Here is a 20,865-nt window from a genome sequence, read left to right on the forward strand (position 1 = left end):
GCCCTTTATCCCGCCGCTTCCACCCCCAGCACCCCACCGCCAATCACCACCGCCGGGCCGGGTATCGCCAGAATACGTTCCACGTCCGCCAGGGTGCGGAAGGGCATAACCTGCGGACGATCAATGCCCGGCAGCGGCGGGATAAAGGGCCGCGAACCGGTGGCGAACACCAGCTCATCCCACGGCAGCCAGGTCTCCGCGATGCGCAGCCGCCGTTGCACAACATCGACTTCATCCACCGCCTCGCCAGACCGCAGGCACACCCCGTGCCGGGTGTACCACTCCGCCGGCAGCAACGGGAGCTGCGCCGCTGTTTTTTCGCCAGCCAGCAGCGGCGAGAGCTGGATGCGGTTATAGGCCGGGTGCGGCTCGTCGCCGACGACGGTAATGGCAAACCGCGCAGGGTCGCGCTCAACCAGCCGCTGCACCAGACGGGTGGCCGCCATGCCGTTACCGATCACCACCAGTCGCCGCGTCATGACCGCCTCCTTACGCCGCTTTCGGCTGTTTTTCATACAGGAAATGGAGGATCTGCTGGCGCAGATGGTGATACCGGCTGTCGTCCGCCAGCTGAACGCGGTGGCGCGGACGCGGCAGATCGACCGCGAGGATCTCGCCGACCGTCGCTGCCGGACCGTTGGTCATCATCAGCACCCGGTCGGAGAGCAGCACCGCTTCATCAACGTCGTGGGTGATCATGACGATGGTGGTATTGAGCTCCTGCTGAATCTGCATCACCGTGTCCTGGAGGTGGGCGCGAGTCAGCGCGTCCAGAGCGCCGAAGGGCTCATCAAGCAGCAGCACTTTCGGCTTCATCGCCAGCGCCCGGGCGATACCCACCCGCTGCTTCATGCCGCCGGAGATCTCCCCGGGCCGTTTATGCAGCGCATGACCCATCTGCACGCGCGCGAGATTGTGTTCAATCCACTCCCGACGCTCATGCTTGCTCATGGTGCGACGGAACACCTGATCCACCGCCAGCGCCACATTGTCGAAACAGCTCAGCCACGGCAGCAGTGAGTGGTTCTGGAAAACCACCGCCCGCTCCGGCCCGGGACCGGCGATTTCCCGGTTATCACACAGCAGTCCGCCCTCGGTAGGGGTGGTGATCCCGGCGATCAGGTTTAGCAGAGTCGATTTTCCGCAACCCGAGTGGCCGATCAGGCTAATGGTCTCCCCTTCGACGATATCGAAGGAGACATTCTGCAGCGCCAGAAACTCGCCGCTGGCGGTGTTGAAGCGCTGGCTGACGGCCTGCACCTGAATTAATGGTTTCATGTTGGCTCCTTATTTTTCCTGCCAGCTAAAGCGGCGGGCGAGCAGCATCAGACCCTGCTCCAGCAGCAGGCCGACGACGCCGATAATGACGATGGCGATGATGATGTTTTCCACATTGAGGTTGTTCCACTCGTTCCAGATCCAGAAGCCGATCCCCAGCCCGCCGGTGAGCATTTCCGCCGCCACGATCACCAGCCAGGCGATGCCGATGGAGAGGCGCACGCCGGTGAGCACCGCCGGCAGCACCGCCGGAAAGAGAATTTTGCGCATCACCGTCCACTCCGAGAGCTGGAGGACGCGGGCGACGTTGAGATAGTCCTGCGGGATCCGCCGCACGCCTTCCGCGGTGTTGATCACCATCGGCCAGATGGAGCAGATAAAAATGGTCCAGCTGGAAGCCGGCTCCGCCTTCTGGAACAGCAGCAGGCCAATCGGCAGCCAGGCCAGCGGGCTGACCGGGCGCAGCAGAGCAATCAGCGGATTAAACATGCGGGCGAAGAACAGCGAACGGCCGATCAAAAACCCCAGCGGAATGCCCGCCAGCGCCGCCAGGCCGAAGCCCACCGCCACGCGCTGCAGAGAAGCCAGCACGTTCCAGCCGATGCCCATGTCATTCGGCCCGTCCTGATAGAACGGATCGGCAAACAGGGTCAGCGCCGAGTCCAGCGTGCTCAGCGGCGTGGGAAAGCCTTTGCTGTGCATCGCCGCCAGCTGCCAGGCCAGCAGCAGCACCCCCAGCCCCAGCAGCGGGGGCAGCAGGCGCTGGATGAGCTCACGCAGCCAGCGCGTGACGGTTGGCGTGGTGCGCCGGACCTGCACCGGCGGCAGGAGAATCACTTCGCCAGGCGCGTTCTCCACGCTGACGGCCGGTTGCTTACGTTGTGCCTGCTTCATCTCATGCCCCCTTACGTTGAATAGCGAAATGGCGGGCGTAGCCTTCCGGGTCGGACCCGTTCCAGACCGTACCGTCCATCAGTGTGCTGCTGCGCATCGTGGCTGCCGGCGCGCTGATCCCCCCTACCGCCTGGGCGGCAGCCTGCCAGACGTCGATGCGATTAATGCGCGACGCCACCGCGAGATAATCCGGAGCCTGTTTCAGCAGCCCCCAGCGACGAAACTGGGTGAGGAACCACATCCCGTCCGACAGCCAGGGGAAGCTCACCTCGCCCTCGGCGTAAAAGCGCATCGGATGGGGATCCTGCCAGCGGCGGCCGAGGCCGTTGTCATACTCCCCAAGCATCCGGCCGGTGAGGTACTGCTCTTTGGTATTGAGCCAGCCGCGCCTGGCGAGCAGGCGGGCCGTCTCCCGGGTGTTCTCCGCCGAGGCGGCGATCCAGCGCTGCGCCTCCATCAGGGCCGCCACCAGCGCGCGGGCGGTGTTCGGCTGGCGTTCCACCCAGTCGCGACGGGCGCCCAGCACCTTTTCCGGATGCTCGGGCCAGATATCCTGGGAAGTGGCCGCGGTGAAGCCGATACGGTCGTTTATGGCGCGGGCGTTCCACGGCTCGCCGACGCAAAAGCCGCTCATATTGCCGATGCGCATGTTCATCACCATCTGCGGCGGCGGCACCACGACGGTGCGCACATCGTTAAAGGGATCGATGCCGGCGCTCGCCAGCCAGTAGTAGAGCCACATAGCATGGGTGCCGGTGGGAAAGGTATGGGCGAAGGTGTAGCTGCCCGGCGCGCTGCGGTCGATCAGCCGCTTCAGACCGCCGAGGTCGGTCACCCCTTTCTCCTGCAGTTCGCTGGAGAGGGTGATGGCCTGACCATTGCGGTTGAGGGTCATCAGATTGGCCATCGCCTGCGGCTTGCTGGCGATCCCCAGTTCAAGTCCGTACAGCAGGCCATAGAGTATATGCGCCGCGTCCAGTTCACCGGCCACCAGCTTGTCGCGCACCGCCGCCCAGCTGGCCTCCTTACTCAGCGCCAGGGTAATGCCATATTTTTTGTCAAACCCCTTCGCCGCGGCGATGGCCAGCGGCGCGCAGTCGGTCAGCGGAATAAACCCGACCCGCACGGTGGTCTGCTCCGGTCTGTCCGAGCCGCCGGCCCATGCGGCCTGCATCACGCCCGGCAGCAGCATCGCGCCGCCCAGCGCGGCCCCTGCCTGCAGCAAGCGCCGCCGTGAAATTGAAAATTTATCGCTCATATCCGCTCCACACGCGCAAAAAAAAAAGCGCCCGACAGTGCATATGCACTGCAGGACGCCTTTATCCACGGACACCCGAACCGCCATTGGTTCGTCGCCCGGACTTTTATTCACTCACTATAACTAATGCAAAGGGGATGCCAGCTTTGGCAATGGCGCACTGGCGGGCTTTTCCTTTCGCCCGGGTCGGCTTGTCAGGCAAAAGTGCACCGCCGACAGGCAGCAAATGCCCATCGGTTGTGCATCTACTCCTTTGGAGTTACTGGCCAGATCGCCTTCACCATCAGCAGCGCGCGGGCTATCTCAACCATCCGCTGATTCTTGTCCATGGCCATCTTGCGCAGCGTCTGCCAGGCCTGCTCCTCCGGCATCCCCTGGTGTGTCATCAGCAGGCTTTTCGCTTTTTCGATCAGCTTGCGTTCCTCGAGTGCGTCTTTCAGCGAAGCCAGCTGGCTGGAGAGCTGCTGCAGCTCATAGGCCTGCTGGCGCACCAGCGGCAGCAGCTGTTTATCCAGCCGCGGCGTCACGCTGTCGCTCTCCTCCCCGGCCAGCCAGCCAGGCGCGTCGTCTTCTAACAGCGCGTCGGAGGCGTCCAGCAGATCGTCGATCAGTTGCTCTTCCACTTCGCGCAGTTGCTCAAGCCGCTGGGTCTGCAGGCCGAACCAGCGCAGCGCCGTTTCCCCACCGTCCGCCGCCGGCTGGCGGGTGCAGGCGATCCGCCGCAGCTGCTCTATGTCCAGACCGGCCTGGCACTCGGTAGTAAACAGCTGGACGGTCGCCGGACTGCCCAGCGCCTGGAAGCTGTCGAAGCAGGGCTGCTGACCGTCAATACGGTCCACCAGCTGCTGGCGCAGGCTGTCGCTGAACTCGCCGCGGGTAAAGCCCAACGCTCCCAGCGCGCGCTCCTGACCCACCAGCTCTTTTCCCTGCATAAAGCTGTACAGGGCGACCATACGCCCGGCTACCGGCGGGTCGTCAATGCTGTCATTGAGCTGCGGGACGATATTCAGCAGATGGCGGATAATACGGCTGAACTGCTCCGTCGCGGCTTCAGCGGCTACCTGCCGGCGGCTGACCTGCTCACGCAGCGTCGGGAGCTGCGCCAGATCGCCTACCGCCCGGGCGATGCGCCAGCACAGCGCGCTGCCGGCGACCGCGCGCGCCCGTTCGAGGGCGGCATAGAACAAGGCCAGCCGCTCATCAACCAGCGCCCCACCCGCCCGACACTCCGCCGCGTACAGCTGGCCGCCCGAGCAAAGAAAAATATTCGACGCCCCGCGCTCGCACTGCAGCATATGCACCAGCGCGCTGAGCTGACTTGCCAGCTCGCCCAGCCGGGCTAGTTGCTGAAGCTGTTGTTTTTGCAGGCGGCGCGCCAGCTGCAGCCAGGCCGTCGCCTCGTCCGCGTGACCAGTCGTATTATTCATACCCCTCCTCCGGGTTAACGCTTTATACTGCGGTAAAGCAATAACCGTGCCTTTAAGAAGGAGTTTGTATGCAACGTATTGTGATTATCGCCAACGGCGCCGCCTACGGCAGCGAGTCCCTGTTCAACAGCCTGCGCCTGGCCATTGCCCTGCGCGAACAGCAGTCCGACCTCGACCTCAAGCTGTTTTTGATGTCCGACGCGGTCACCGCCGGGCTGCGCGGGCAGAAGCCGGCGGAAGGCTATAATGTGCAGCAGATGCTGGAGATCCTCACCGCCCAGCAGGTTCCCGTGAAGCTGTGCAAAACCTGCGCGGACGGCCGCGGGGTCAGCGCACTGCCGTTGATTGACGGGGTGGAGGTTGGCACTCTCGTTGAGCTGGCCCAGTGGACCCTGGCGGCAGATAAAGTGCTGACCTTCTGAATCTGGGGTGCCGAACGGCAGGAAATATTAGGTTTCGCCACCTGAAGAGGCGAAAAAAACGTTAGCTGAATGCTTTCAGGAACAACGTCATTTTTGTTTAATCTTTATCCCTTTTTTTGATCAAAATCAGCATCCCGACCCGCGCCGTTTGGTGTGATGCACAGAGCAAAGTGTGAACAATATCACGCGAGGACTGGGTGGGCAGGATGCTGTAGCAGGACAGAAACGGGGTACAAAAATGGCGATGGTAAAAGCAAGTTTGACGTTGTTTGGCGGTGACACGCTGGTGGTGCGGTGCTCAGAGCGCTGCCATATTCATCTGATGAGCGCGAAGGTCCCTGGCGACAGCCATGCGGATATTCTGAGCGTGCAGGATCGGGACAGCGCCTATCTGACGGTGCCCTACAGCGGCACCTGGAACGTGCTTATCGACAGTCACAGCCAGTCACTGGAGCACTCCATCAGCTACGTGCCAGCCTGACCGTCACTGACAGAACACCCGCCCGGCCATGCCGGGCGTTTTTCTTTTCCGCACGCTCAGGCCAGGCCCGGCGTCGGGCTCTCGCCCAACAGCGCGCGGACGCTGGCCACCAGATCATCAAGACTGGCGTCGTGCATCCCGAGCTTACTTAACGCCTGTTCCAGCGAAAACAGGTACTGAGCGTTGGTCCCAAGCGGCCCGCTGGCCCGGGCGATCAGCGGAGCGATGACCTGGGCGCTGGTATCCGGCTCAAACAGCGGATGACGCGGATCCATAATAAACACCAGAGCATTTACCGTTCGCCCGTCGTCCAGCTCCAGCTTGCACCAGGTGGGCAGATAGCAGCCGGTGATCATCTCCCGTTTCCACAGCAGAGTCAGCTCTTCTTCCAGCGTGTCGTCCGGCAGACGATAAGCGACGCCGGTAGTCCGGCCGCCCTCTTTCAGAGCCAGCATGCGTCCCGGCTGGCATGCGCTTCCGCGCCCGGCGGTCAACCGCAGGCAAAACGCGCGGTGCCAGCCCGGCAGCGTGCCGGTGCAGGACTCGCGATAATTGAGCGCCGGGTTCCAGATAAGCGAACCGTAGCCAAAGATCCATACTGAGCCATCATCCGGGCGGCAGGCCAGCGTCGCCGCCAGCGAGGCTGCGCGTTGTTCTGCCGACCAGAGTAGCGATTCCTCAATAGCGCCAAACGCTGTCTTACAATCCGCATTCATCAAGAAATCACGAGTTAACACTGTTTACTACCTCCGCCACTGCCCGCTTCCCGGCGTTCGTCTCATGCATCCGTCAATATTGCTGAAATATTATCCAGCTTTATCTTTCAATAAGCAATCAGCGGGGCGCTGGCAAGCGTAAAAGCGGCGTCAGCAATTATTTTTTCTTATGCCACTTATCGTCATCGCCTTTCTCGTAGCTGTTCTTCACCGCCGCCCAGGCGACTTTGTGTGCCGTCTCTTCGCGGCTGGCGTCATCGCGCCGGTCGTCTTTATCCTTATATTGATCCCAGGCGCTGTTAAACGCTTCTTTATAAATTTCCTGCGCATGGGCAGGCAGAACATGCTTAACGCTATCGGGTAGCTCTTGTTTACTGTGATAGGGCATTATGGCCTCCTGTTTGAGCATAAAGTTTAAGTCTGGAACGCAGGCGGCAGGCTATCAAGCCGATGATGAGTTAAAAATGAATTTTAGTAATTATCTGAATATTAATGATAAAAATAGAGTAATCGCAAATTATAATAAACTAATCAAGGTATCTCTCGACACCCGTAAATTTAAGTAAAAATCCAGCGGCAATTTAGCAAAATCTGTTACTTTATCGCCCTGCGTTTTTATAATTATAACACCTGCATAAATGGAGATGGTTCATGACCCATGCACATGAGGCGGTAAAAACCCGCCATAAGGAGTCCTCCCTCGTCTTTCCGGTTCTAGCGCTGGCGGTGCTGTTTTTCTGGGGCAGCAGCCAGTCACTGCCAGTGGTTATCGCGATTAACATCCTCGCGCTGGTCGGTATTTTAAGCAGCGCCTTCAGCGTGGTCCGCCACGCCGACGTCCTCGCCCACCGCCTGGGCGAACCCTATGGCTCCCTGATCCTCAGCCTGTCGGTGGTTATCCTTGAGGTCAGTCTGATCTCGGCGTTAATGGCCACCGGCGACGCCGCGCCGACCCTGATGCGTGACACGCTCTACTCCATCATTATGATCGTCACCGGCGGTCTGGTCGGTTTTTCCCTGCTGCTGGGCGGGCGTAAATTCGCCACCCAATATATGAATCTGTTCGGCATTAAGCAGTATCTTATCGCCCTGTTTCCGCTGGCGATTATCGTGCTGGTGTTTCCCATGGCGCTGCCGGGCGCGAACTTTAGCACCGGGCAATCGCTGCTGGTGGCGGTGATATCGGCGGCCATGTACGGTGTTTTCCTGCTTATTCAGACCAAAACCCATCAGAGTCTGTTTGTTTATGAGCATGAAGACGACGGCGACGATGACGACCCGCACCACGGTAAACCGTCCGCCCACAGCAGCGGGTGGCATACCGCCTGGCTGCTGGTGCACCTGGTGGCGGTTATCGCCGTCACGAAAATGAACGCCAACCCGCTGGAAACGCTGTTGACCAGCATGAACGCCCCGGTGGCCTTTACCGGCTTCCTGGTAGCCCTGCTGATCCTGTCGCCGGAAGGCCTTGGCGCGCTCAAAGCGGTGCTCAACAATCAGGTACAGCGGGCGATGAACCTGTTCTTCGGCTCCGTGCTGGCCACCATCTCACTGACGGTCCCGGTAGTCACCCTCATCGCCTTCCTGACCGGCAATGAGCTGCGCTTTGGCCTTGGCGCGCCGGAAATGGTGGTGATGGTCGCCTCGCTGGTGCTGTGCCATATCTCCTTCTCCACCGGACGCACCAATGTGCTGAACGGCGCGGCCCATCTGGCGCTTTTCGCCGCCTACCTGATGACCATTTTCGCCTGACCTCGCTTCCCCGCCCGGCGGAGTCCGGGCGAAAAAAAAGCCTGCCGGTTTTGACGCCGGCAGGCTTTTTAACTGATGAGGTCAGGCTTACTTGCTGGTATCCAGCTCGTCGAAGCTTTTCACCAGATCGTCAATCGCTTTCATCTGCTTGAGGAACGGCTCCAGTTTATCCAGCGGCAGCGCGGAAGGGCCGTCGCATTTCGCGTGGTCCGGATCCGGATGCGCTTCGATAAACAGACCGGCGATACCTACCGCCATACCGGCGCGGGCCAGCTCGCTCACCTGCGCACGGCGACCGCCGGAGGCAGCGCCAAACGGGTCGCGGCACTGCAGCGCGTGGGTGACGTCGAAGATAACCGGTGAGTTGTTGGAGGCTTTCTTCATCACGCCGAAGCCAAGCATATCCACGACCAGGTTGTCGTAACCGAAGTTAGCGCCGCGGTCGCAGAGGATCACTTTGTCGTTACCACCCTCGATGAACTTATCGACGATGTTGCCCATCTGGCCCGGGCTGACGAACTGCGGTTTCTTGACGTTGATCACCGCCCCGGTTTTGGCCATCGCTTCCACCAGGTCCGTCTGGCGCGCGAGGAAGGCGGGAAGCTGGATCACGTCCACGACGTCAGCCACCGGCTGCGCCTGGCTGGCTTCATGAACGTCGGTGATGATTTTCACGCCAAAGGTCTGCTTCAGCTCCTGGAAAATCTTCATCCCTTCTTCCAGACCCGGCCCACGATAGGAGTGGATGGAGGAACGGTTGGCTTTATCAAAGGAGGCTTTGAAGACGTAGGGGATGCCGAGCTTCTGCGTAACGGTGACGTAATGTTCGCAGATACGCATCGCCAGGTCGCGTGACTCCAGCACGTTCATCCCGCCGAACAGCACGAACGGCAGGTCGTTCGCTACGTTGATATCACCAATGCTAACCACTTTTTGTTTCATAAGTTCGCCTTATCAGGGTGTAACCGGAATGGTTCCAGACTAATGCAATGTAATTTGTTTGTGCGAAATCGTGTTGATTTGTGCGCGGATCATCTCGCTAATCGGATCCTCCGGACATTGCTCGACAAAATAGCTCAGGTCCAGCAGCGCCACGTGATCGCAATCCAGCTGGGCATATATCAGCCCGCGGTCGCGGATCTCATACGGGTCTTCCGGGTTAAACTGCAGCAGCGCTTCGCTGGCGCGCAGGGCCAGCTCCATCTGCCGCTCTTCCATCAGCGCCGACTTCAGGGTGTCCAGCAGCTTGCGGATCACCTCGGCGTTATCCGCTTCGTCGAGATCTTCATTAAACAGTTCCGCCACCGGCCCGATGTTGCCCTTCAGCCATACCTCCAGAGTATGTTCGTCGAGGGTTTCGCCATTGAACGGATTAATCAGCCACATCTCTTCGCTGGTTTCCGGGTCCGCGCGCAGCAGCATCTGGGTCGGGAAGATCACCGGCACCACCGGCAGCCCCAGACGCTGGGCGATCCACAGCAGGATCGCGCCTAACGACACCGCGCTCCCCTGACGGTTGACCAGCACTTTATCCAGCCAAAGCGCGTCGGAAAGACGATAAACGCCCTGCGAGGCGCCAAAGCCCCACTCCTCGTAAAACAGCGCCAGCAGGCGTTCTATCTGGCGTTCCTGGTCCCACGAAGGCGCAATTTCCTCCTGCGCGAGGCGCAGCAGCCGCTGCAGCTCTTCCTCGACAAAACGCGTCGGAAAATCGTCGCGAACCTGTTCAGAAATGAGGACCATGCCATCACACAATGGCGCTTTGTTAAATTCGAAATCCGCTAATGACCCCATGACCTACCCCAGTATCGGTATTCTTGTGATGGCGAGTTGAATGATGATAAACAACACCACCAGCGCCAGCAGGAACGCGATAAAGCGGCTCTGCTGGCTGCGCGGACGACGACGGCCCAGCGCGATAAAACCTAATGCGATATAAATGATAACGCCAAACAGCTTTTCAGTCAGCCATGCGCCGTCTTCTGTGAACGGCAGGTAGTGCGTTATCGCCATTAATCCCGCACCGCTGAGAAACAGCAGCGTATCGCTGCAGTGCGGCGCAATTCGCACCCACCGCTGGTTCAGCAGCGGGCTCTGGTGATACATCCACCAGTAACGTAAAACGAACAATCCTACCGACACCACCACGCTGGCGATGTGCAGATAGAGGACAGCCGTGAATAAGTTCATCAGCCAACGTTCTCCATGTCGGGTAAACGTCCGAGGGTCAGACGCTCATTGTCGCCATAGTCGCGACAGGTCGCGACGTCCAGATAGCCCGCTTCGCGGAACAGCGCGCGCACCGCTTCGCCCTGGGTCCAGCCATGCTCCAGCAGCATCCAGCCGCCGGGCTGCAGATACTGCCGCCCCTCGCGGATAATCTGCGCCAGATCGGCCAGCCCCTCATCGCCCGCCACCAGCGCCGTTAGCGGCTCAAAGCGCACATCGCCCTCGGCGAGATGCGGGTCTGCAGCGTCGATATAGGGGGGATTGCTGACGATCATGGCGAAACGCTGCCCGGCCAGCGCGGCAAACCAGTCGCTTTGCCGTATCGTCACGTTAGCGATGCCCAGATGGGCGGCATTACGCAACGCCAGCGCCACGGCGTCCGGCATGACGTCCACCGCGGTGATCTCACAGTCCGGACGCTCGCTGGCCAGCGCCAGGGCAATGGCGCCGGTCCCGGTGCCGAGGTCGAGAATACGGCACGGCGCGACGGGCAGACGCGCCAGCGCCTGCTCTACCAGACATTCGGTATCCGGGCGGGGGATCAGCGTCGCCGGGGAGACAAACAGCGGCAGCGACCAGAACTCCCGCTGCCCGACCAGATGGGCGATGGGCTCTCCGCGCTGGCGTCGCTGCAGGAGCGCCTCCAGCGTCGTCGCCTCGTCAGCGGAGAGCGTCGTTTCGCCGAAGGCCAGGATCCAGGTGCGCGCCCGGCCGGTGACGTGTCCCAGCAGGATCTCGGCGTCGCGTCGCGGACTGTCGCTCTCCGCCAGGCGGGCGATTGCCTGCTGCAGCCAGGCCTGAAAGGTCATCATTCCTGCTCGGACAGCGCCGCCAGCTGATCGGCCTGGTGTTCCTGGACAATCGGCTCAATCAGCATGTCGAGTTTGCCCTCCATCGCCTCATCCAGACGGTAAAGGGTCAGGTTGATGCGGTGGTCGGTCACGCGGCCCTGCGGGAAGTTGTAGGTACGGTTGCGATCGCTGCGGTCGCCGCTGCCCAGCAGGTTGCGGCGCGTGGAGGCTTCCGCCTGCTGACGCTTGGCCACTTCGGCGGCACGGATCCGCGCACCCAGCACCGACAGCGCCTTGGCTTTGTTTTTATGCTGAGAACGTTCGTCCTGACACTCCACCACGATGCCGGTGGGCAGGTGGGTAATACGGATCGCCGAGTCGGTGGTGTTAACGTGCTGCCCGCCCGCGCCGGAGGAGCGGAAGGTATCGATGCGCAGATCCGCCGGGTTGATATCCGGCATTTCCGCCTCCGGCAGCTCCGGCATCACCGCCACCGTACAGGCGGAGGTGTGGATACGCCCCTGCGACTCGGTGGCCGGCACGCGCTGCACGCGATGACCGCCGGATTCAAATTTGAGCCGGCCGTAGACGCCGTCGCCGCTGATCTTGGCGATCACCTCTTTAAAGCCGCCGTGTTCACCTTCGTTGGCGCTGAGGATCTCCACCTGCCAGCGGCGCGATTCCGCGTAACGGGTGTACATGCGGAACAGATCGCCGGCAAACAGCGCCGCTTCGTCGCCGCCGGTCCCGGCGCGTACTTCCACGAAGGCGTTACGCTCGTCATCGGGATCTTTCGGCAGGAGCAGGACCTGCAGCTGTTGCTCCAGCTGTTCGCCTTTATCTTTGGCGTCCCGCAGCTCTTCCTGCGCCATTTCGCGCATTTCCGGATCGTCGAGCATCATCTGTGCGGTTTCAATATCCTCCTGCACCTGACGCCAGTCGGTATAGCAGCGCGCCACATCGCTCAGTTGAGCATACTCCCGCGACAACGCGCGGAATTTATCCTGATCGGCAATCGTCGCGGCATCGCCGAGCAGCGCCTGCACTTCTTCGTGGCGCTCGTACAACGCTTCCAGTTTGGCAACAATAGAAGACTTCATAGGCGTGAATTCACCCTGTCCTGAAAATAAGAGAAAGGTGCGCTATTCCAGCCCGAGGCTGTTGCGCAGAATATGCAGGCGTTCGTCGTCCCCGTCACGGGCGGCCTGCTGAAGAGATTTGGTTGGCGCATGGATCAGGCGGTTGGTGAGCTTACGCGCCAGATCCTGCATAATTTCCTGGGCATCGCCGCCCTGCTCCAGCGCGGCCAGCGCCTTCGCCGTCAGCTCCTCACGGACCTGCTCAGACTGCGAACGGTACTCACGAATGGTCTCGCTGGCGCTCTGCGCGCGCAGCCAGGCCATAAATTCGCTGGTCTCCTGCTCGACGATCGATTCCGCCTGCACCGCCGCTGCCTTACGCTGCGCCAGGTTATGCTGAATGATGTTTTGCAGATCGTCGACGCTGTAGAGGTAGGCGTTAGCCAGTTTACCGACCTCCGGTTCGACGTCGCGCGGGACGGCGATATCCACCAGCAGCATCGGCTGGTTACGCCGCGCCTTGAGCGCGCGCTCCACCATGCCTTTGCCGATGATCGGCAGCGGACTAGCGGTGGAGCTGATAATGATGTCGGCCTCTTTCAGCCGTTCGTCGATATCGCTAAGGGCAATCACCTCGGCGCCCACTTCTTCCGCTAGCGCCTGGGCGCGTTCACGAGTGCGGTTGGCGATCACCATTTTGCGCACGTGATGTTCGCGAAGATGACGCGCCACCAGTTCGATGGTTTCACCGGCGCCGACCAGCAGCACCGTCACGCTCGACAAGGATTCAAAGATTTGCCGCGCCAGGGTACAGGCGGCGAAGGCGACGGAAACGGCGCTGGCGCCGATATCGGTTTCGGTACGCACGCGCTTGGCCACCGAGAACGATTTCTGGAACATCCGCTCCAGTTCGCTCACGTTGAGGTGGCCGCGGCTGGAATCGGCGAAGGCTTTTTTCACCTGACCGAGGATCTGCGGTTCGCCCAGCACCAGCGAATCAAGGCCGCTGGCGACGCGCATCAGATGGCTGACGGCGTCGTTATCCTGGTGCCAGTAGAGGCTTTTACGCAGGTCTTCTTCATTGAGGCCGTGGTAATTGCACAGCCAGCGGATCAGCGCTTCCTGCAGGTTATCCTGCTCTTCGACGCTGAGATAGAGTTCCGTGCGGTTGCAGGTCGACAGCACCACTCCACCCTGCACCATCGGCTGAGCCAGCAAGCTCTCCAGCGCCTTATCGAGCGTTTCCGGCGAAAACGTGACGCGTTCTCGCAGGGCGACCGGAGCTGTTTTGTGATTGATGCCAAGAGCTAAAAGGGTCATTGTGAGGGAGTAGTACCAGCGTTGCTAAGGTTAGTCTGAGTGCATCATACAGGATGCGCGTAATCAATAAAAGAGAGGCTCCCCTTTTGGAGTAATAGCCAAAGCAAGACCGCCATTAAGGTTAATTTTTTGATTTCAGACAACTTGAACGTAGACGCTATCGCCCGGCGACGCTAGCATTAAGGGTTATAAATGTAACCTGCTACACAAATCGGCCCGCTGTTCCCCTGCCGCCGGATTTCACTGTAGACATCAAGGATTTGTCATCATTATGAATCGACTGTTCCGCCTGCTGCCGCTGGCCAGCCTCGTCCTGACCGCTTGTTCTGTTCATACCCCCCAGGGGCCTGGCAAAAGCCCGGATTCGCCGCAGTGGCGCCAGCACCAGCAGGCTGTTCGCAGCCTCAACCAGTTCCAGACCCGCGGGGCGTTTGCCTATCTCTCCGACGAGCAAAAAGTCTATGCCCGCTTCTTCTGGCAGCAAACCGGTCAGGACCGCTATCGCCTGCTGTTAACTAACCCGCTGGGCAGCACCGAGCTGTCGCTGACCGCCCAGCCGGGCAGCGTGCAGCTGATCGACAACAAAGGCCAGACCTATACCGCCACCGATGCCGAAGAGATGATTGGCCGCCTGACCGGGATGCCGATCCCGCTGAACAGCCTGCGCCAGTGGATCATCGGCCTGCCGGGTGACGCCACCGACTATTCGCTGGACGATCGGTACCGTCTGCGCGAACTGAACTACACGCAAAACGGCAAAACCTGGCACGTCACCTACGGCGGCTACACCACCGATACCCAGCCAGCCCTGCCGTCTAATGTCGAGCTAAACAATGGCGCCCAGCGCATCAAGCTGAAGATGGATAACTGGATCGTGAAATGATGAGCCGCTGGCCCTCACCTGCAAAACTGAATCTGTTCTTATATATCACCGGCCAGCGGGCCGATGGTTACCACACCCTGCAGACGCTGTTTCAGTTCCTCGACTATGGCGATACGCTGACCATCGAACCGCGCGCTGACGGCGAACTGCGTTTGCTTACGCCGGTGGCCGGTGTACCGGATGAAGAAAATCTGATTATTCGCGCCGCGCGTCTGTTGATGCGCGCCGCCGGCGAAAGCGGCCGCCTGCCGGCGGGCAGTGGCGCCGATATCAGTATCGATAAACGCCTGCCGATGGGCGGCGGCCTGGGGGGCGGCTCGTCCAATGCCGCCACCGTGCTGGTGGCGCTTAACCATCTCTGGGGCTGCGGGCTTTCGGAAGATGAGCTGGCGACCCTTGGTCTGCAGCTGGGGGCCGATGTGCCGGTCTTCGTGCGCGGCCATGCCGCCTTTGCCGAGGGAGTGGGTGAAATTCTCACGCCGGTGGACCCCGAGGAAAAATGGTACCTGGTGGCTCATCCAGGCGTCAGTATTCCGACGCCGATCATTTTTCGCGACCCGGAGCTACCACGAAATACCCCGCGCCGGTCAATTAATACGTTATTAAATTGTGAATTCAGCAACGATTGCGAGCTTATCGCAAGAAAACGTTTTCGCGAGGTTGATGCCGCGCTTTCCTGGCTGTTAGAATATGCGCCGTCACGCCTGACCGGCACAGGGGCCTGTGTGTTTGCTGAATTTAACACCGAATCCGCTGCCCGTCAGGTGCTGGACACTGCCCCGGCATGGCTAAATGGCTTTGTGGCGCGCGGAGTCAATCTCTCGCCGCTCAAGCAGGCCCTGCTCTGATTCCTGCGCTGTGATGGCGCAACGATCATGAGTCAGCCGGGGAAATTGAGTTACGGTGACAACGTCACCCTGTTCCAGACGTTGCATCGTGCTCTTTAAATACACCGACTGGATCGAATGGCGCCAGCCCGCACATTATTGGCCCATTCATCCACCACTGGACGCATGCCTGAGGTTCTTCTCGTGCCTGATATGAAGCTTTTTGCTGGTAACGCCACCCCGGAACTAGCACAACGTATTGCCAACCGCCTGTACACTTCTCTTGGCGACGCCGCTGTAGGTCGTTTTAGCGACGGCGAAGTCAGCGTACAAATCAATGAAAACGTACGCGGTGGTGATATTTTCATCATCCAGTCCACTTGTGCTCCCACCAATGACAACCTGATGGAACTGGTTGTTATGGTTGATGCTCTGCGTCGTGCTTCGGCAGGTCGTATCACCGCCGTTATCCCTTACTTCGGTTATGCTCGTCAGGACCGTCGTGTTCGTTCTGCTCGTGTGCCAATCACCGCGAAAGTGGTGGCGGATTTCCTGTCCAGCGTCGGCGTTGACCGCGTGCTGACCGTTGACCTGCACGCAGAACAGATCCAGGGCTTCTTCGATGTGCCAGTTGATAACGTGTTCGGCAGCCCAATCCTGCTGGAAGATATGCTGCAGCTGAACCTGGACAACCCGATCGTGGTTTCTCCAGACATCGGCGGCGTAGTTCGTGCTCGCGCTATCGCTAAACTGCTGAACGATACCGATATGGCCATCATCGACAAGCGTCGTCCGCGCGCCAACGTCTCCCAGGTGATGCATATCATCGGCGACGTCGCTGGTCGTGACTGCGTGATGGTCGACGATATGATCGACACCGGCGGCACCCTGTGTAAAGCGGCAGAAGCGCTGAAAGAGCGCGGCGCGAAACGCGTATTCGCTTACGCGACGCACCCAATCTTCTCCGGCAACGCAATCCAGAACATCAAAAACTCTGTGATCGATGAATTTGTCGTCTGCGATACCATTCCGCTGGCACCAGAAATTAAAGCGCTGGATAAAGTGCGTACTCTGACGCTCTCCGGTATGCTGGCTGAAGCTATTCGCCGTATCAGCAATGAAGAATCAATCTCTGCTATGTTCGAACATTAATCGAGCCGAGCACAAAAACCCGCTGCGGCGGGTTTTTTTGTCTCTGCATTTTTAATTCTTCCACAACATCATTCGGCATGCGTCAAGGCGGCAAGTGAATGAATCCCCGGGAGCGTACAGGCAGTACGTGACTGGGGTAAATGAACGCAGCCAACACAGAGGCATCCCGAAAGATGACGTGGAAATGATCAATGCCTCCTTCACCTGCCATTTAGTTGACAGATGATGCGCTCATGGATGAAACATTATTGTGAACAGATTATTTTCCTCACATGTGATGCCTTTCCGCGCCCTCATCGACGCTTGTTGGAAAGAACAGTACACCACGGCCCGCTTCACGCGTGACCTGATCGCCGGGATCACCGTCGGGATCATTGCGATTCCGCTGGCGATGGCGCTGGCGATTGGCAGCGGTGTGCCGCCGCAATACGGCCTCTATACCTCAGCGGTGGCAGGGATTGTGATCGCCTTAACCGGCGGGTCGCGCTTTAGCGTTTCCGGCCCGACCGCCGCCTTTGTGGTGATCCTCTATCCGGTTTCCCAGCAGTTCGGCCTGGCGGGGCTGCTGGTGGCGACGCTGATGTCGGGGATCTTTTTAATTCTTTTCGGCCTGGCGCGCTTTGGCCGCCTGATCGAATATATCCCGCTGTCGGTCACCCTCGGCTTCACCTCCGGGATCGGTATCACTATCGGTACCATGCAGATTAAGGATTTTCTCGGCCTGCAGATGCCCCATGTGCCGGAGCATTATCTGCAGAAAGTGGCCGCGCTGGCGATGGCCCTGCCGACCATTAACGTCGGGGACGCCGCCATCGGCGTCGTCACCCTCGGCACCCTGATCTTCTGGCCGCGGCTGGGTATCCGCCTGCCGGGCCACCTCCCCGCGCTGCTGGCCGGCTGCGCGGTGATGCTGGTAGTCAACTTGCTGGGCGGCGATGTGGCGACGATCGGCTCACAGTTTCACTATCAGCTGGCGGACGGCACTCAGGGCAACGGCATTCCGCAGCTGCTGCCGCAGCTGGTGCTGCCCTGGGATATGCCGGGCTCCAGCTTTACCCTGAGCTGGGCTTCGCTGCAGGCGCTGCTGCCTGCCGCATTCTCCATGGCGATGCTCGGCGCGATTGAATCTCTGCTGTGCGCGGTGGTGCTCGACGGTATGACCGGTACCAAGCATAAAGCCAACAGCGAGCTGATTGGCCAGGGGCTGGGCAACATCGTTGCGCCGTTCTTCGGCGGGATCACCGCCACCGCGGCGATTGCCCGCTCGGCGGCGAACGTGCGCGCCGGCGCCACATCGCCGGTTGCCGCCGTGATCCACGCCCTGCTGGTGATCATGGCGCTGCTGATCCTCGCCCCGCTGCTCTCCTGGCTGCCGCTGTCGGCGATGGCCGCCCTGCTGATGATGGTGGCATGGAACATGAGTGAGGCGCATAAAGTCATCAATCTGCTGCGCCACGCGCCGAAGGACGACATCGTGGTGATGCTGATGTGCATGTCGCTGACGGTGCTGTTTGATATGGTGATCGCCATCAGCGTCGGGATCGTGCTGGCTTCGCTATTGTTTATGCGCCGTATCGCGCGCATGACGCATCTGGCGCCGGTCAACGTCGAAGTGCCAGACGATGTGCTGGTGCTGCGGGTGATCGGTCCGCTATTCTTTGCCGCCGCCGAAGGTTTATTCAACGATCTGGAGACCCGGATCGCCGGCAAGCGCATCGTGGTGCTGAAGTGGGACGCCGTGCCGGTTCTCGACGCCGGCGGTCTGGATGCCTTCCAGCGCTTTGTGAACAAGCTGCCGGAAGGCTGTGAATTGCGCGTATCTAACCTCGAGTTTCAGCCGCTACGCACGTTAGCGCGCGCCGGCGTCAAGCCGCTGCCAGGCCGCCTGAGCTTCTACCCCGATCGTCAGGCCGCGCTGGCTGACCTGTGATCACCCGGCGGCAGGCCCCTGCGCCTGCCGCATCAACGCCCCCGTCGCCTGTTGTAGCCAGCTCAGCACCGCCGGCGTAATCCAGGTGCCCTTCATCAAATGCGGCTCCTGCTCCATTGCCCGACGAAACTTCTGCAACGTCTGCGGCCGGGTACCGGCGTAGGACTGAAACAGCTCAAGCCACGCCCGGGCCAGCGCCTGACCCGACGCTGAATCCGGCGCTATACCCTCCCGACATGCCTGATGCAGCTTCGCCACCAGCGCTGGCCACTCCTGTAGCCGGTCGAAATAGTGCTGGCGGGTGAACGCCATCTCTTCATCATCGAGATACCGCGCCCAGATGGCCAGTTTGCTTTCGGCAAAGGCTTCGGTGATAAAGGCGATGATGGCCGGCGTGACGCCGGTCTGTTCAACCATTTGCGGCTCGGCGGCATGCATCGCGTTCAGGCGGGTCAGAAACTCCGGGCGCCCTGCTGTATCCTGCTCCAGGCGCTCCATCCAGCGCGTCGCCAGACTCATCGCCTGCGGACTGTCCGTCGGGCAGCCGCTCGCCATCAGCGTCTGCACCTCCTCCGTTAGCTCGCGCCACGCTTGGGCGCGCTGTTCATCCTGTGCCGCAAACGGCAGCGCGGCTAACTCCTGTTGACTAAACCAACGATCGTACATTTTCATTAACTCCAGCGTCTGTAGCCAGGACTCCAGATCGGGTTCATTGCCGCTCGCCAGCGCCTCGCGCAGCGCCAACAGCCGGTCGCGCAGCCTGGCGACATCACGCAGTTGGTCATTCAGCGTCTCTATCTGCTGCGTCAGCAGCTCAGGCAGCGACAGCGTTTGCCGATCGAGATAGTCCTTGATGGTGGCGAGCGTCAGCCCGGTCTGCGCCAGCGCCTTTATCATATGCAGGCGCTGAACCGCTGACAGGTTATAGAGCCGATAGCCCGCCTCGCTTCTGGCCGAAGGCGTTAACAGCCCCGTCTGTTCATAATGATGCAGCGTACGCACCGTCAGTCCGGCGCGCTTCGCCAGCTCTCCCACCTGAATTAACATGACTGCTCCTCTCTGTGGCCAGGTCCGCTACTCTGCTGCCTGACGTAACGTCAGGGTCAAGCATAAAACGCGCTTAATATTCACTTTTGGCGGCAACCATAGCATCACGAAGCTCAGGTCGGAATGGGGGTCGTCATATGGCGGGAAAAAGAAGAAGCGATAACGAGAGTCAGAGAAAAACGCATCGGCCGCGGAAGGCCGATGCGGAAAATGCGGTTGCGGTTAGCTGTGACGATGCTGGTTACGACGGCAGCGTTTATCGTAGTGGCGCACCCACCAGTAGCGGTCGCTGACCTGCTCGTGGCCGCCAATACGGGCTCCGGCCAGCCAGAGCACAGCACCGACGAAGATGCTTAAGATAGCGCCATGCGCAAAGAATTGTGGCAGGTTAAGCTGCGGAAGCTGGTTCAGAATGGAGTAACCCACCCCCACAACCATCACCACCAACCCTAACCCCATGAGTACGTTACCGAGTAACGAAGCGTTTTTGCGTTTCATGTGTCACCTCCGGACTTTGGGTTGCCAGGGAATGTCCCCAAATCTTATAGGTGTAGTATAGACAAGCTCTCTTCTGCGGAGTGCGCCCACGATCACATTAGTGAACAGCGAATAGACAAAAATTTACAAATAAGTCTATGAACCATATCAAATTCTAATGATTTAGTGAGTAAATCATCAATGCCGGTATTGTCTTATAGCCAGAATTTTGTCAAGCGCGCCCGCAGACAGTACACTACGCGGCAGAGAATGCCCCATGCAGGATAGAAAACGTGACCATTAAACTGATTGTCGGCCTGGCCAACCCCGGTGCGGAATATGCCGCCACCCGGCACAACGCTGGCGCCTGGTATGTGGATTTACTGGCGGATCGCCATCGCGCGCCGCTGCGCGAAGAGAGCAAATTCTTCGGCTACACCTCGCGCATCAACCTGGCGGGCGAGGATGTTCGCCTGCTGGTGCCCACCACCTTTATGAACCTTAGCGGTAAAGCCGTGGCCGCGATGGCAACCTTTTATCGCATCAACCCGGACGAAATTCTGGTTGCCCATGATGAGCTGGATTTGCCGCCGGGCGTGGCGAAATTTAAGCTTGGCGGCGGCCATGGCGGCCACAACGGCCTGAAGGACATCATCAGCAAGCTCGGCAATAACCCGAACTTTCACCGCTTACGCGTCGGGATCGGCCATCCGGGCGATAAAAACAAGGTTGTCGGCTTTGTGCTCGGCAAACCGCCGGCCAGCGAGCAGAAACTGATTGATGATGCCGTCGACGAAGCGGCGCGCTGTACGGAAATCTGGTTAAAGGATGGTCTCACCAAAGCGACCAACCGTTTACACGCCTTTAAGGCGCAATAAGCCGTTGTCGTGCGGCATTTTTGC

General features: G+C 60.0%; 22 protein-coding genes and 1 pseudogene. 8 read left to right on the top strand and 15 right to left on the bottom strand.

Going from position 1 to position 20,865, the window contains the following annotated elements; genetic code table 11:
* Nucleotides 1–11: 11 nt before the first annotated feature.
* From KHQ24_RS16605 to nasR, 5 genes and pseudogenes are all read right to left on the bottom strand, one after another.
* Nucleotides 12–479, bottom strand: a pseudogene (locus KHQ24_RS16605) (FAD-dependent oxidoreductase); the annotation flags it as partial.
* A 10-nt stretch (nucleotides 480–489) separates the two neighbouring features.
* Entirely contained in the window at nucleotides 490–1,278 is a 789-nt protein-coding gene (locus tag KHQ24_RS16610; RefSeq protein WP_004203195.1) for an ABC transporter ATP-binding protein, read from the bottom strand.
* A gap of 9 nt (nucleotides 1,279–1,287) precedes the next feature.
* The gene (gene ntrB / locus KHQ24_RS16615) at nucleotides 1,288–2,172 is read right to left on the bottom strand and encodes a nitrate ABC transporter permease (protein WP_017900761.1); all 885 of its coding nucleotides are present in this window, start codon (nucleotides 2,170–2,172) and stop codon (nucleotides 1,288–1,290) included.
* Nucleotide 2,173: 1 nt separating this feature from the next.
* Nucleotides 2,174–3,430 carry a CmpA/NrtA family ABC transporter substrate-binding protein gene (locus KHQ24_RS16620; RefSeq protein ID WP_004203198.1) on the bottom strand — a complete coding sequence of 419 codons (1,257 nt, stop codon included), beginning with the start codon at nucleotides 3,428–3,430 and terminating at the stop codon, nucleotides 2,174–2,176.
* Between the two features lie 245 nt (nucleotides 3,431–3,675).
* The gene (nasR, locus tag KHQ24_RS16625; protein ID WP_080841577.1) at nucleotides 3,676–4,857 is read right to left on the bottom strand and encodes a nitrate regulatory protein NasR; all 1,182 of its coding nucleotides are present in this window, start codon (nucleotides 4,855–4,857) and stop codon (nucleotides 3,676–3,678) included.
* Nucleotides 4,858–4,925: 68 nt separating this feature from the next.
* Between nasR and KHQ24_RS16630 the strand changes: the two genes are divergently transcribed.
* Nucleotides 4,926–5,279: a DsrE/DsrF/TusD sulfur relay family protein gene (locus KHQ24_RS16630; protein WP_012541343.1), complete on the top strand. Its 354-nt coding sequence runs from the start codon at nucleotides 4,926–4,928 to the stop codon at nucleotides 5,277–5,279.
* A 238-nt stretch (nucleotides 5,280–5,517) separates the two neighbouring features.
* The gene (locus KHQ24_RS16635; protein ID WP_002910387.1) at nucleotides 5,518–5,760 is read left to right on the top strand and encodes a DUF1883 domain-containing protein; all 243 of its coding nucleotides are present in this window, start codon (nucleotides 5,518–5,520) and stop codon (nucleotides 5,758–5,760) included.
* Nucleotides 5,761–5,816: 56 nt separating this feature from the next.
* Here KHQ24_RS16635 and KHQ24_RS16640 read toward each other — a convergent pair whose 3' ends face one another.
* Nucleotides 5,817–6,497, bottom strand: coding sequence for a gamma-glutamylcyclotransferase (locus tag KHQ24_RS16640; protein WP_004203203.1), 681 nt, complete (start codon nucleotides 6,495–6,497; stop codon nucleotides 5,817–5,819).
* Nucleotides 6,498–6,633: 136 nt separating this feature from the next.
* Nucleotides 6,634–6,864 carry a putative cation transport regulator ChaB gene (gene chaB, locus KHQ24_RS16645; RefSeq protein ID WP_004203206.1) on the bottom strand — a complete coding sequence of 77 codons (231 nt, stop codon included), beginning with the start codon at nucleotides 6,862–6,864 and terminating at the stop codon, nucleotides 6,634–6,636.
* A 263-nt stretch (nucleotides 6,865–7,127) separates the two neighbouring features.
* Here chaB and chaA point away from each other — a divergent pair, with 263 nt between their 5' ends.
* A complete protein-coding gene (chaA, locus tag KHQ24_RS16650; protein WP_004203207.1) occupies nucleotides 7,128–8,228 on the top strand; it encodes a sodium-potassium/proton antiporter ChaA in 1,101 nt (366 codons plus the stop codon).
* Nucleotides 8,229–8,315: 87 nt separating this feature from the next.
* Here chaA and kdsA read toward each other — a convergent pair whose 3' ends face one another.
* The 6 genes from kdsA to hemA are packed head-to-tail and all read right to left on the bottom strand — an operon-like array spanning nucleotide 8,316 to nucleotide 13,647.
* Nucleotides 8,316–9,170 carry a 3-deoxy-8-phosphooctulonate synthase gene (gene kdsA / locus KHQ24_RS16655; RefSeq protein ID WP_002910393.1) on the bottom strand — a complete coding sequence of 285 codons (855 nt, stop codon included), beginning with the start codon at nucleotides 9,168–9,170 and terminating at the stop codon, nucleotides 8,316–8,318.
* 39 nt (nucleotides 9,171–9,209) lie between these two features.
* Nucleotides 9,210–10,022 (bottom strand): invasion regulator SirB1, encoded by an 813-nt coding sequence (gene sirB1 / locus KHQ24_RS16660; RefSeq protein ID WP_017899847.1) that lies wholly within the window; start codon nucleotides 10,020–10,022, stop codon nucleotides 9,210–9,212.
* Nucleotides 10,023–10,025: 3 nt separating this feature from the next.
* Nucleotides 10,026–10,418 (bottom strand): invasion regulator SirB2, encoded by a 393-nt coding sequence (gene sirB2 / locus KHQ24_RS16665; RefSeq protein ID WP_008804389.1) that lies wholly within the window; start codon nucleotides 10,416–10,418, stop codon nucleotides 10,026–10,028.
* The gene (prmC, locus tag KHQ24_RS16670) at nucleotides 10,418–11,266 is read right to left on the bottom strand and encodes a peptide chain release factor N(5)-glutamine methyltransferase (RefSeq protein ID WP_017899848.1); all 849 of its coding nucleotides are present in this window, start codon (nucleotides 11,264–11,266) and stop codon (nucleotides 10,418–10,420) included. The genes sirB2 and prmC overlap by 1 nt, the downstream gene beginning before the upstream one ends.
* Nucleotides 11,266–12,348, bottom strand: coding sequence for a peptide chain release factor 1 (gene prfA, locus KHQ24_RS16675; protein ID WP_004203214.1), 1,083 nt, complete (start codon nucleotides 12,346–12,348; stop codon nucleotides 11,266–11,268). The genes prmC and prfA overlap by 1 nt, the downstream gene beginning before the upstream one ends.
* A gap of 42 nt (nucleotides 12,349–12,390) precedes the next feature.
* Entirely contained in the window at nucleotides 12,391–13,647 is a 1,257-nt protein-coding gene (gene hemA, locus KHQ24_RS16680) for a glutamyl-tRNA reductase (protein WP_002910404.1), read from the bottom strand.
* 271 nt (nucleotides 13,648–13,918) lie between these two features.
* Here hemA and lolB point away from each other — a divergent pair, with 271 nt between their 5' ends.
* From lolB to dauA, 4 genes are all read left to right on the top strand, one after another.
* Complete coding sequence (gene lolB / locus KHQ24_RS16685; RefSeq protein ID WP_004203216.1) at nucleotides 13,919–14,530, top strand: lipoprotein insertase outer membrane protein LolB; 612 nt, start codon at nucleotides 13,919–13,921, stop codon at nucleotides 14,528–14,530.
* Nucleotides 14,530–15,378 (top strand): 4-(cytidine 5'-diphospho)-2-C-methyl-D-erythritol kinase, encoded by an 849-nt coding sequence (gene ispE / locus KHQ24_RS16690; protein WP_025999204.1) that lies wholly within the window; start codon nucleotides 14,530–14,532, stop codon nucleotides 15,376–15,378. Before lolB ends, ispE begins: the two co-directional genes overlap by 1 nt.
* Nucleotides 15,379–15,561: 183 nt before the next feature.
* Nucleotides 15,562–16,509, top strand: coding sequence for a ribose-phosphate diphosphokinase (gene prs, locus KHQ24_RS16695; RefSeq protein ID WP_002910407.1), 948 nt, complete (start codon nucleotides 15,562–15,564; stop codon nucleotides 16,507–16,509).
* A 250-nt stretch (nucleotides 16,510–16,759) separates the two neighbouring features.
* Nucleotides 16,760–18,439 (top strand): C4-dicarboxylic acid transporter DauA, encoded by a 1,680-nt coding sequence (gene dauA / locus KHQ24_RS16700; protein ID WP_154041145.1) that lies wholly within the window; start codon nucleotides 16,760–16,762, stop codon nucleotides 18,437–18,439.
* On the opposite strand, the gene KHQ24_RS16705 is transcribed toward dauA, so the two are convergent.
* Together KHQ24_RS16705 and ychH are read right to left on the bottom strand one after the other, a co-directional pair.
* A complete protein-coding gene (locus KHQ24_RS16705; protein WP_211777365.1) occupies nucleotides 18,440–19,486 on the bottom strand; it encodes a MerR family transcriptional regulator in 1,047 nt (348 codons plus the stop codon).
* 222 nt (nucleotides 19,487–19,708) lie between these two features.
* Nucleotides 19,709–19,984, bottom strand: a complete 276-nt coding sequence (gene ychH, locus KHQ24_RS16710) for a stress-induced protein YchH (protein WP_002910437.1) — start codon at nucleotides 19,982–19,984, stop codon at nucleotides 19,709–19,711.
* Nucleotides 19,985–20,256: 272 nt separating this feature from the next.
* Here ychH and pth point away from each other — a divergent pair, with 272 nt between their 5' ends.
* Nucleotides 20,257–20,841 carry an aminoacyl-tRNA hydrolase gene (gene pth, locus KHQ24_RS16715; RefSeq protein WP_004180389.1) on the top strand — a complete coding sequence of 195 codons (585 nt, stop codon included), beginning with the start codon at nucleotides 20,257–20,259 and terminating at the stop codon, nucleotides 20,839–20,841.
* The last annotated feature ends 24 nt before the right edge of the window (nucleotides 20,842–20,865 follow it).

This window comes from Klebsiella sp. 54, assembly GCF_018223875.1.
GTDB classification, from domain to species: domain Bacteria; phylum Pseudomonadota; class Gammaproteobacteria; order Enterobacterales; family Enterobacteriaceae; genus Klebsiella; species Klebsiella quasipneumoniae.

Excerpts from the sequence above, each read along its gene's own strand:
- KHQ24_RS16610 (WP_004203195.1), bottom strand. The coding sequence starts at position 1,278 with ATGAAACCATTAATTCAGGTGCAGGCCGTCAGCCAGCGCTTCAACACC.
- ntrB (WP_017900761.1), bottom strand. The coding sequence starts at position 2,172 with ATGAAGCAGGCACAACGTAAGCAACCGGCCGTCAGCGTGGAGAACGCG.
- KHQ24_RS16620 (WP_004203198.1), bottom strand. The coding sequence starts at position 3,430 with ATGAGCGATAAATTTTCAATTTCACGGCGGCGCTTGCTGCAGGCAGGG.
- nasR (WP_080841577.1), bottom strand. The coding sequence starts at position 4,857 with ATGAATAATACGACTGGTCACGCGGACGAGGCGACGGCCTGGCTGCAG.
- KHQ24_RS16630 (WP_012541343.1), top strand. The coding sequence starts at position 4,926 with ATGCAACGTATTGTGATTATCGCCAACGGCGCCGCCTACGGCAGCGAG.
- KHQ24_RS16635 (WP_002910387.1), top strand. The coding sequence starts at position 5,518 with ATGGCGATGGTAAAAGCAAGTTTGACGTTGTTTGGCGGTGACACGCTG.
- chaB (WP_004203206.1), bottom strand. The coding sequence starts at position 6,864 with ATGCCCTATCACAGTAAACAAGAGCTACCCGATAGCGTTAAGCATGTT.
- chaA (WP_004203207.1), top strand. The coding sequence starts at position 7,128 with ATGACCCATGCACATGAGGCGGTAAAAACCCGCCATAAGGAGTCCTCC.
- kdsA (WP_002910393.1), bottom strand. The coding sequence starts at position 9,170 with ATGAAACAAAAAGTGGTTAGCATTGGTGATATCAACGTAGCGAACGAC.
- sirB1 (WP_017899847.1), bottom strand. The coding sequence starts at position 10,022 with ATGGGGTCATTAGCGGATTTCGAATTTAACAAAGCGCCATTGTGTGAT.
- sirB2 (WP_008804389.1), bottom strand. The coding sequence starts at position 10,418 with ATGAACTTATTCACGGCTGTCCTCTATCTGCACATCGCCAGCGTGGTG.
- prmC (WP_017899848.1), bottom strand. The coding sequence starts at position 11,266 with ATGACCTTTCAGGCCTGGCTGCAGCAGGCAATCGCCCGCCTGGCGGAG.
- prfA (WP_004203214.1), bottom strand. The coding sequence starts at position 12,348 with ATGAAGTCTTCTATTGTTGCCAAACTGGAAGCGTTGTACGAGCGCCAC.
- hemA (WP_002910404.1), bottom strand. The coding sequence starts at position 13,647 with ATGACCCTTTTAGCTCTTGGCATCAATCACAAAACAGCTCCGGTCGCC.
- lolB (WP_004203216.1), top strand. The coding sequence starts at position 13,919 with ATGAATCGACTGTTCCGCCTGCTGCCGCTGGCCAGCCTCGTCCTGACC.
- ispE (WP_025999204.1), top strand. The coding sequence starts at position 14,530 with ATGAGCCGCTGGCCCTCACCTGCAAAACTGAATCTGTTCTTATATATC.
- KHQ24_RS16705 (WP_211777365.1), bottom strand. The coding sequence starts at position 19,486 with ATGTTAATTCAGGTGGGAGAGCTGGCGAAGCGCGCCGGACTGACGGTG.
- ychH (WP_002910437.1), bottom strand. The coding sequence starts at position 19,984 with ATGAAACGCAAAAACGCTTCGTTACTCGGTAACGTACTCATGGGGTTA.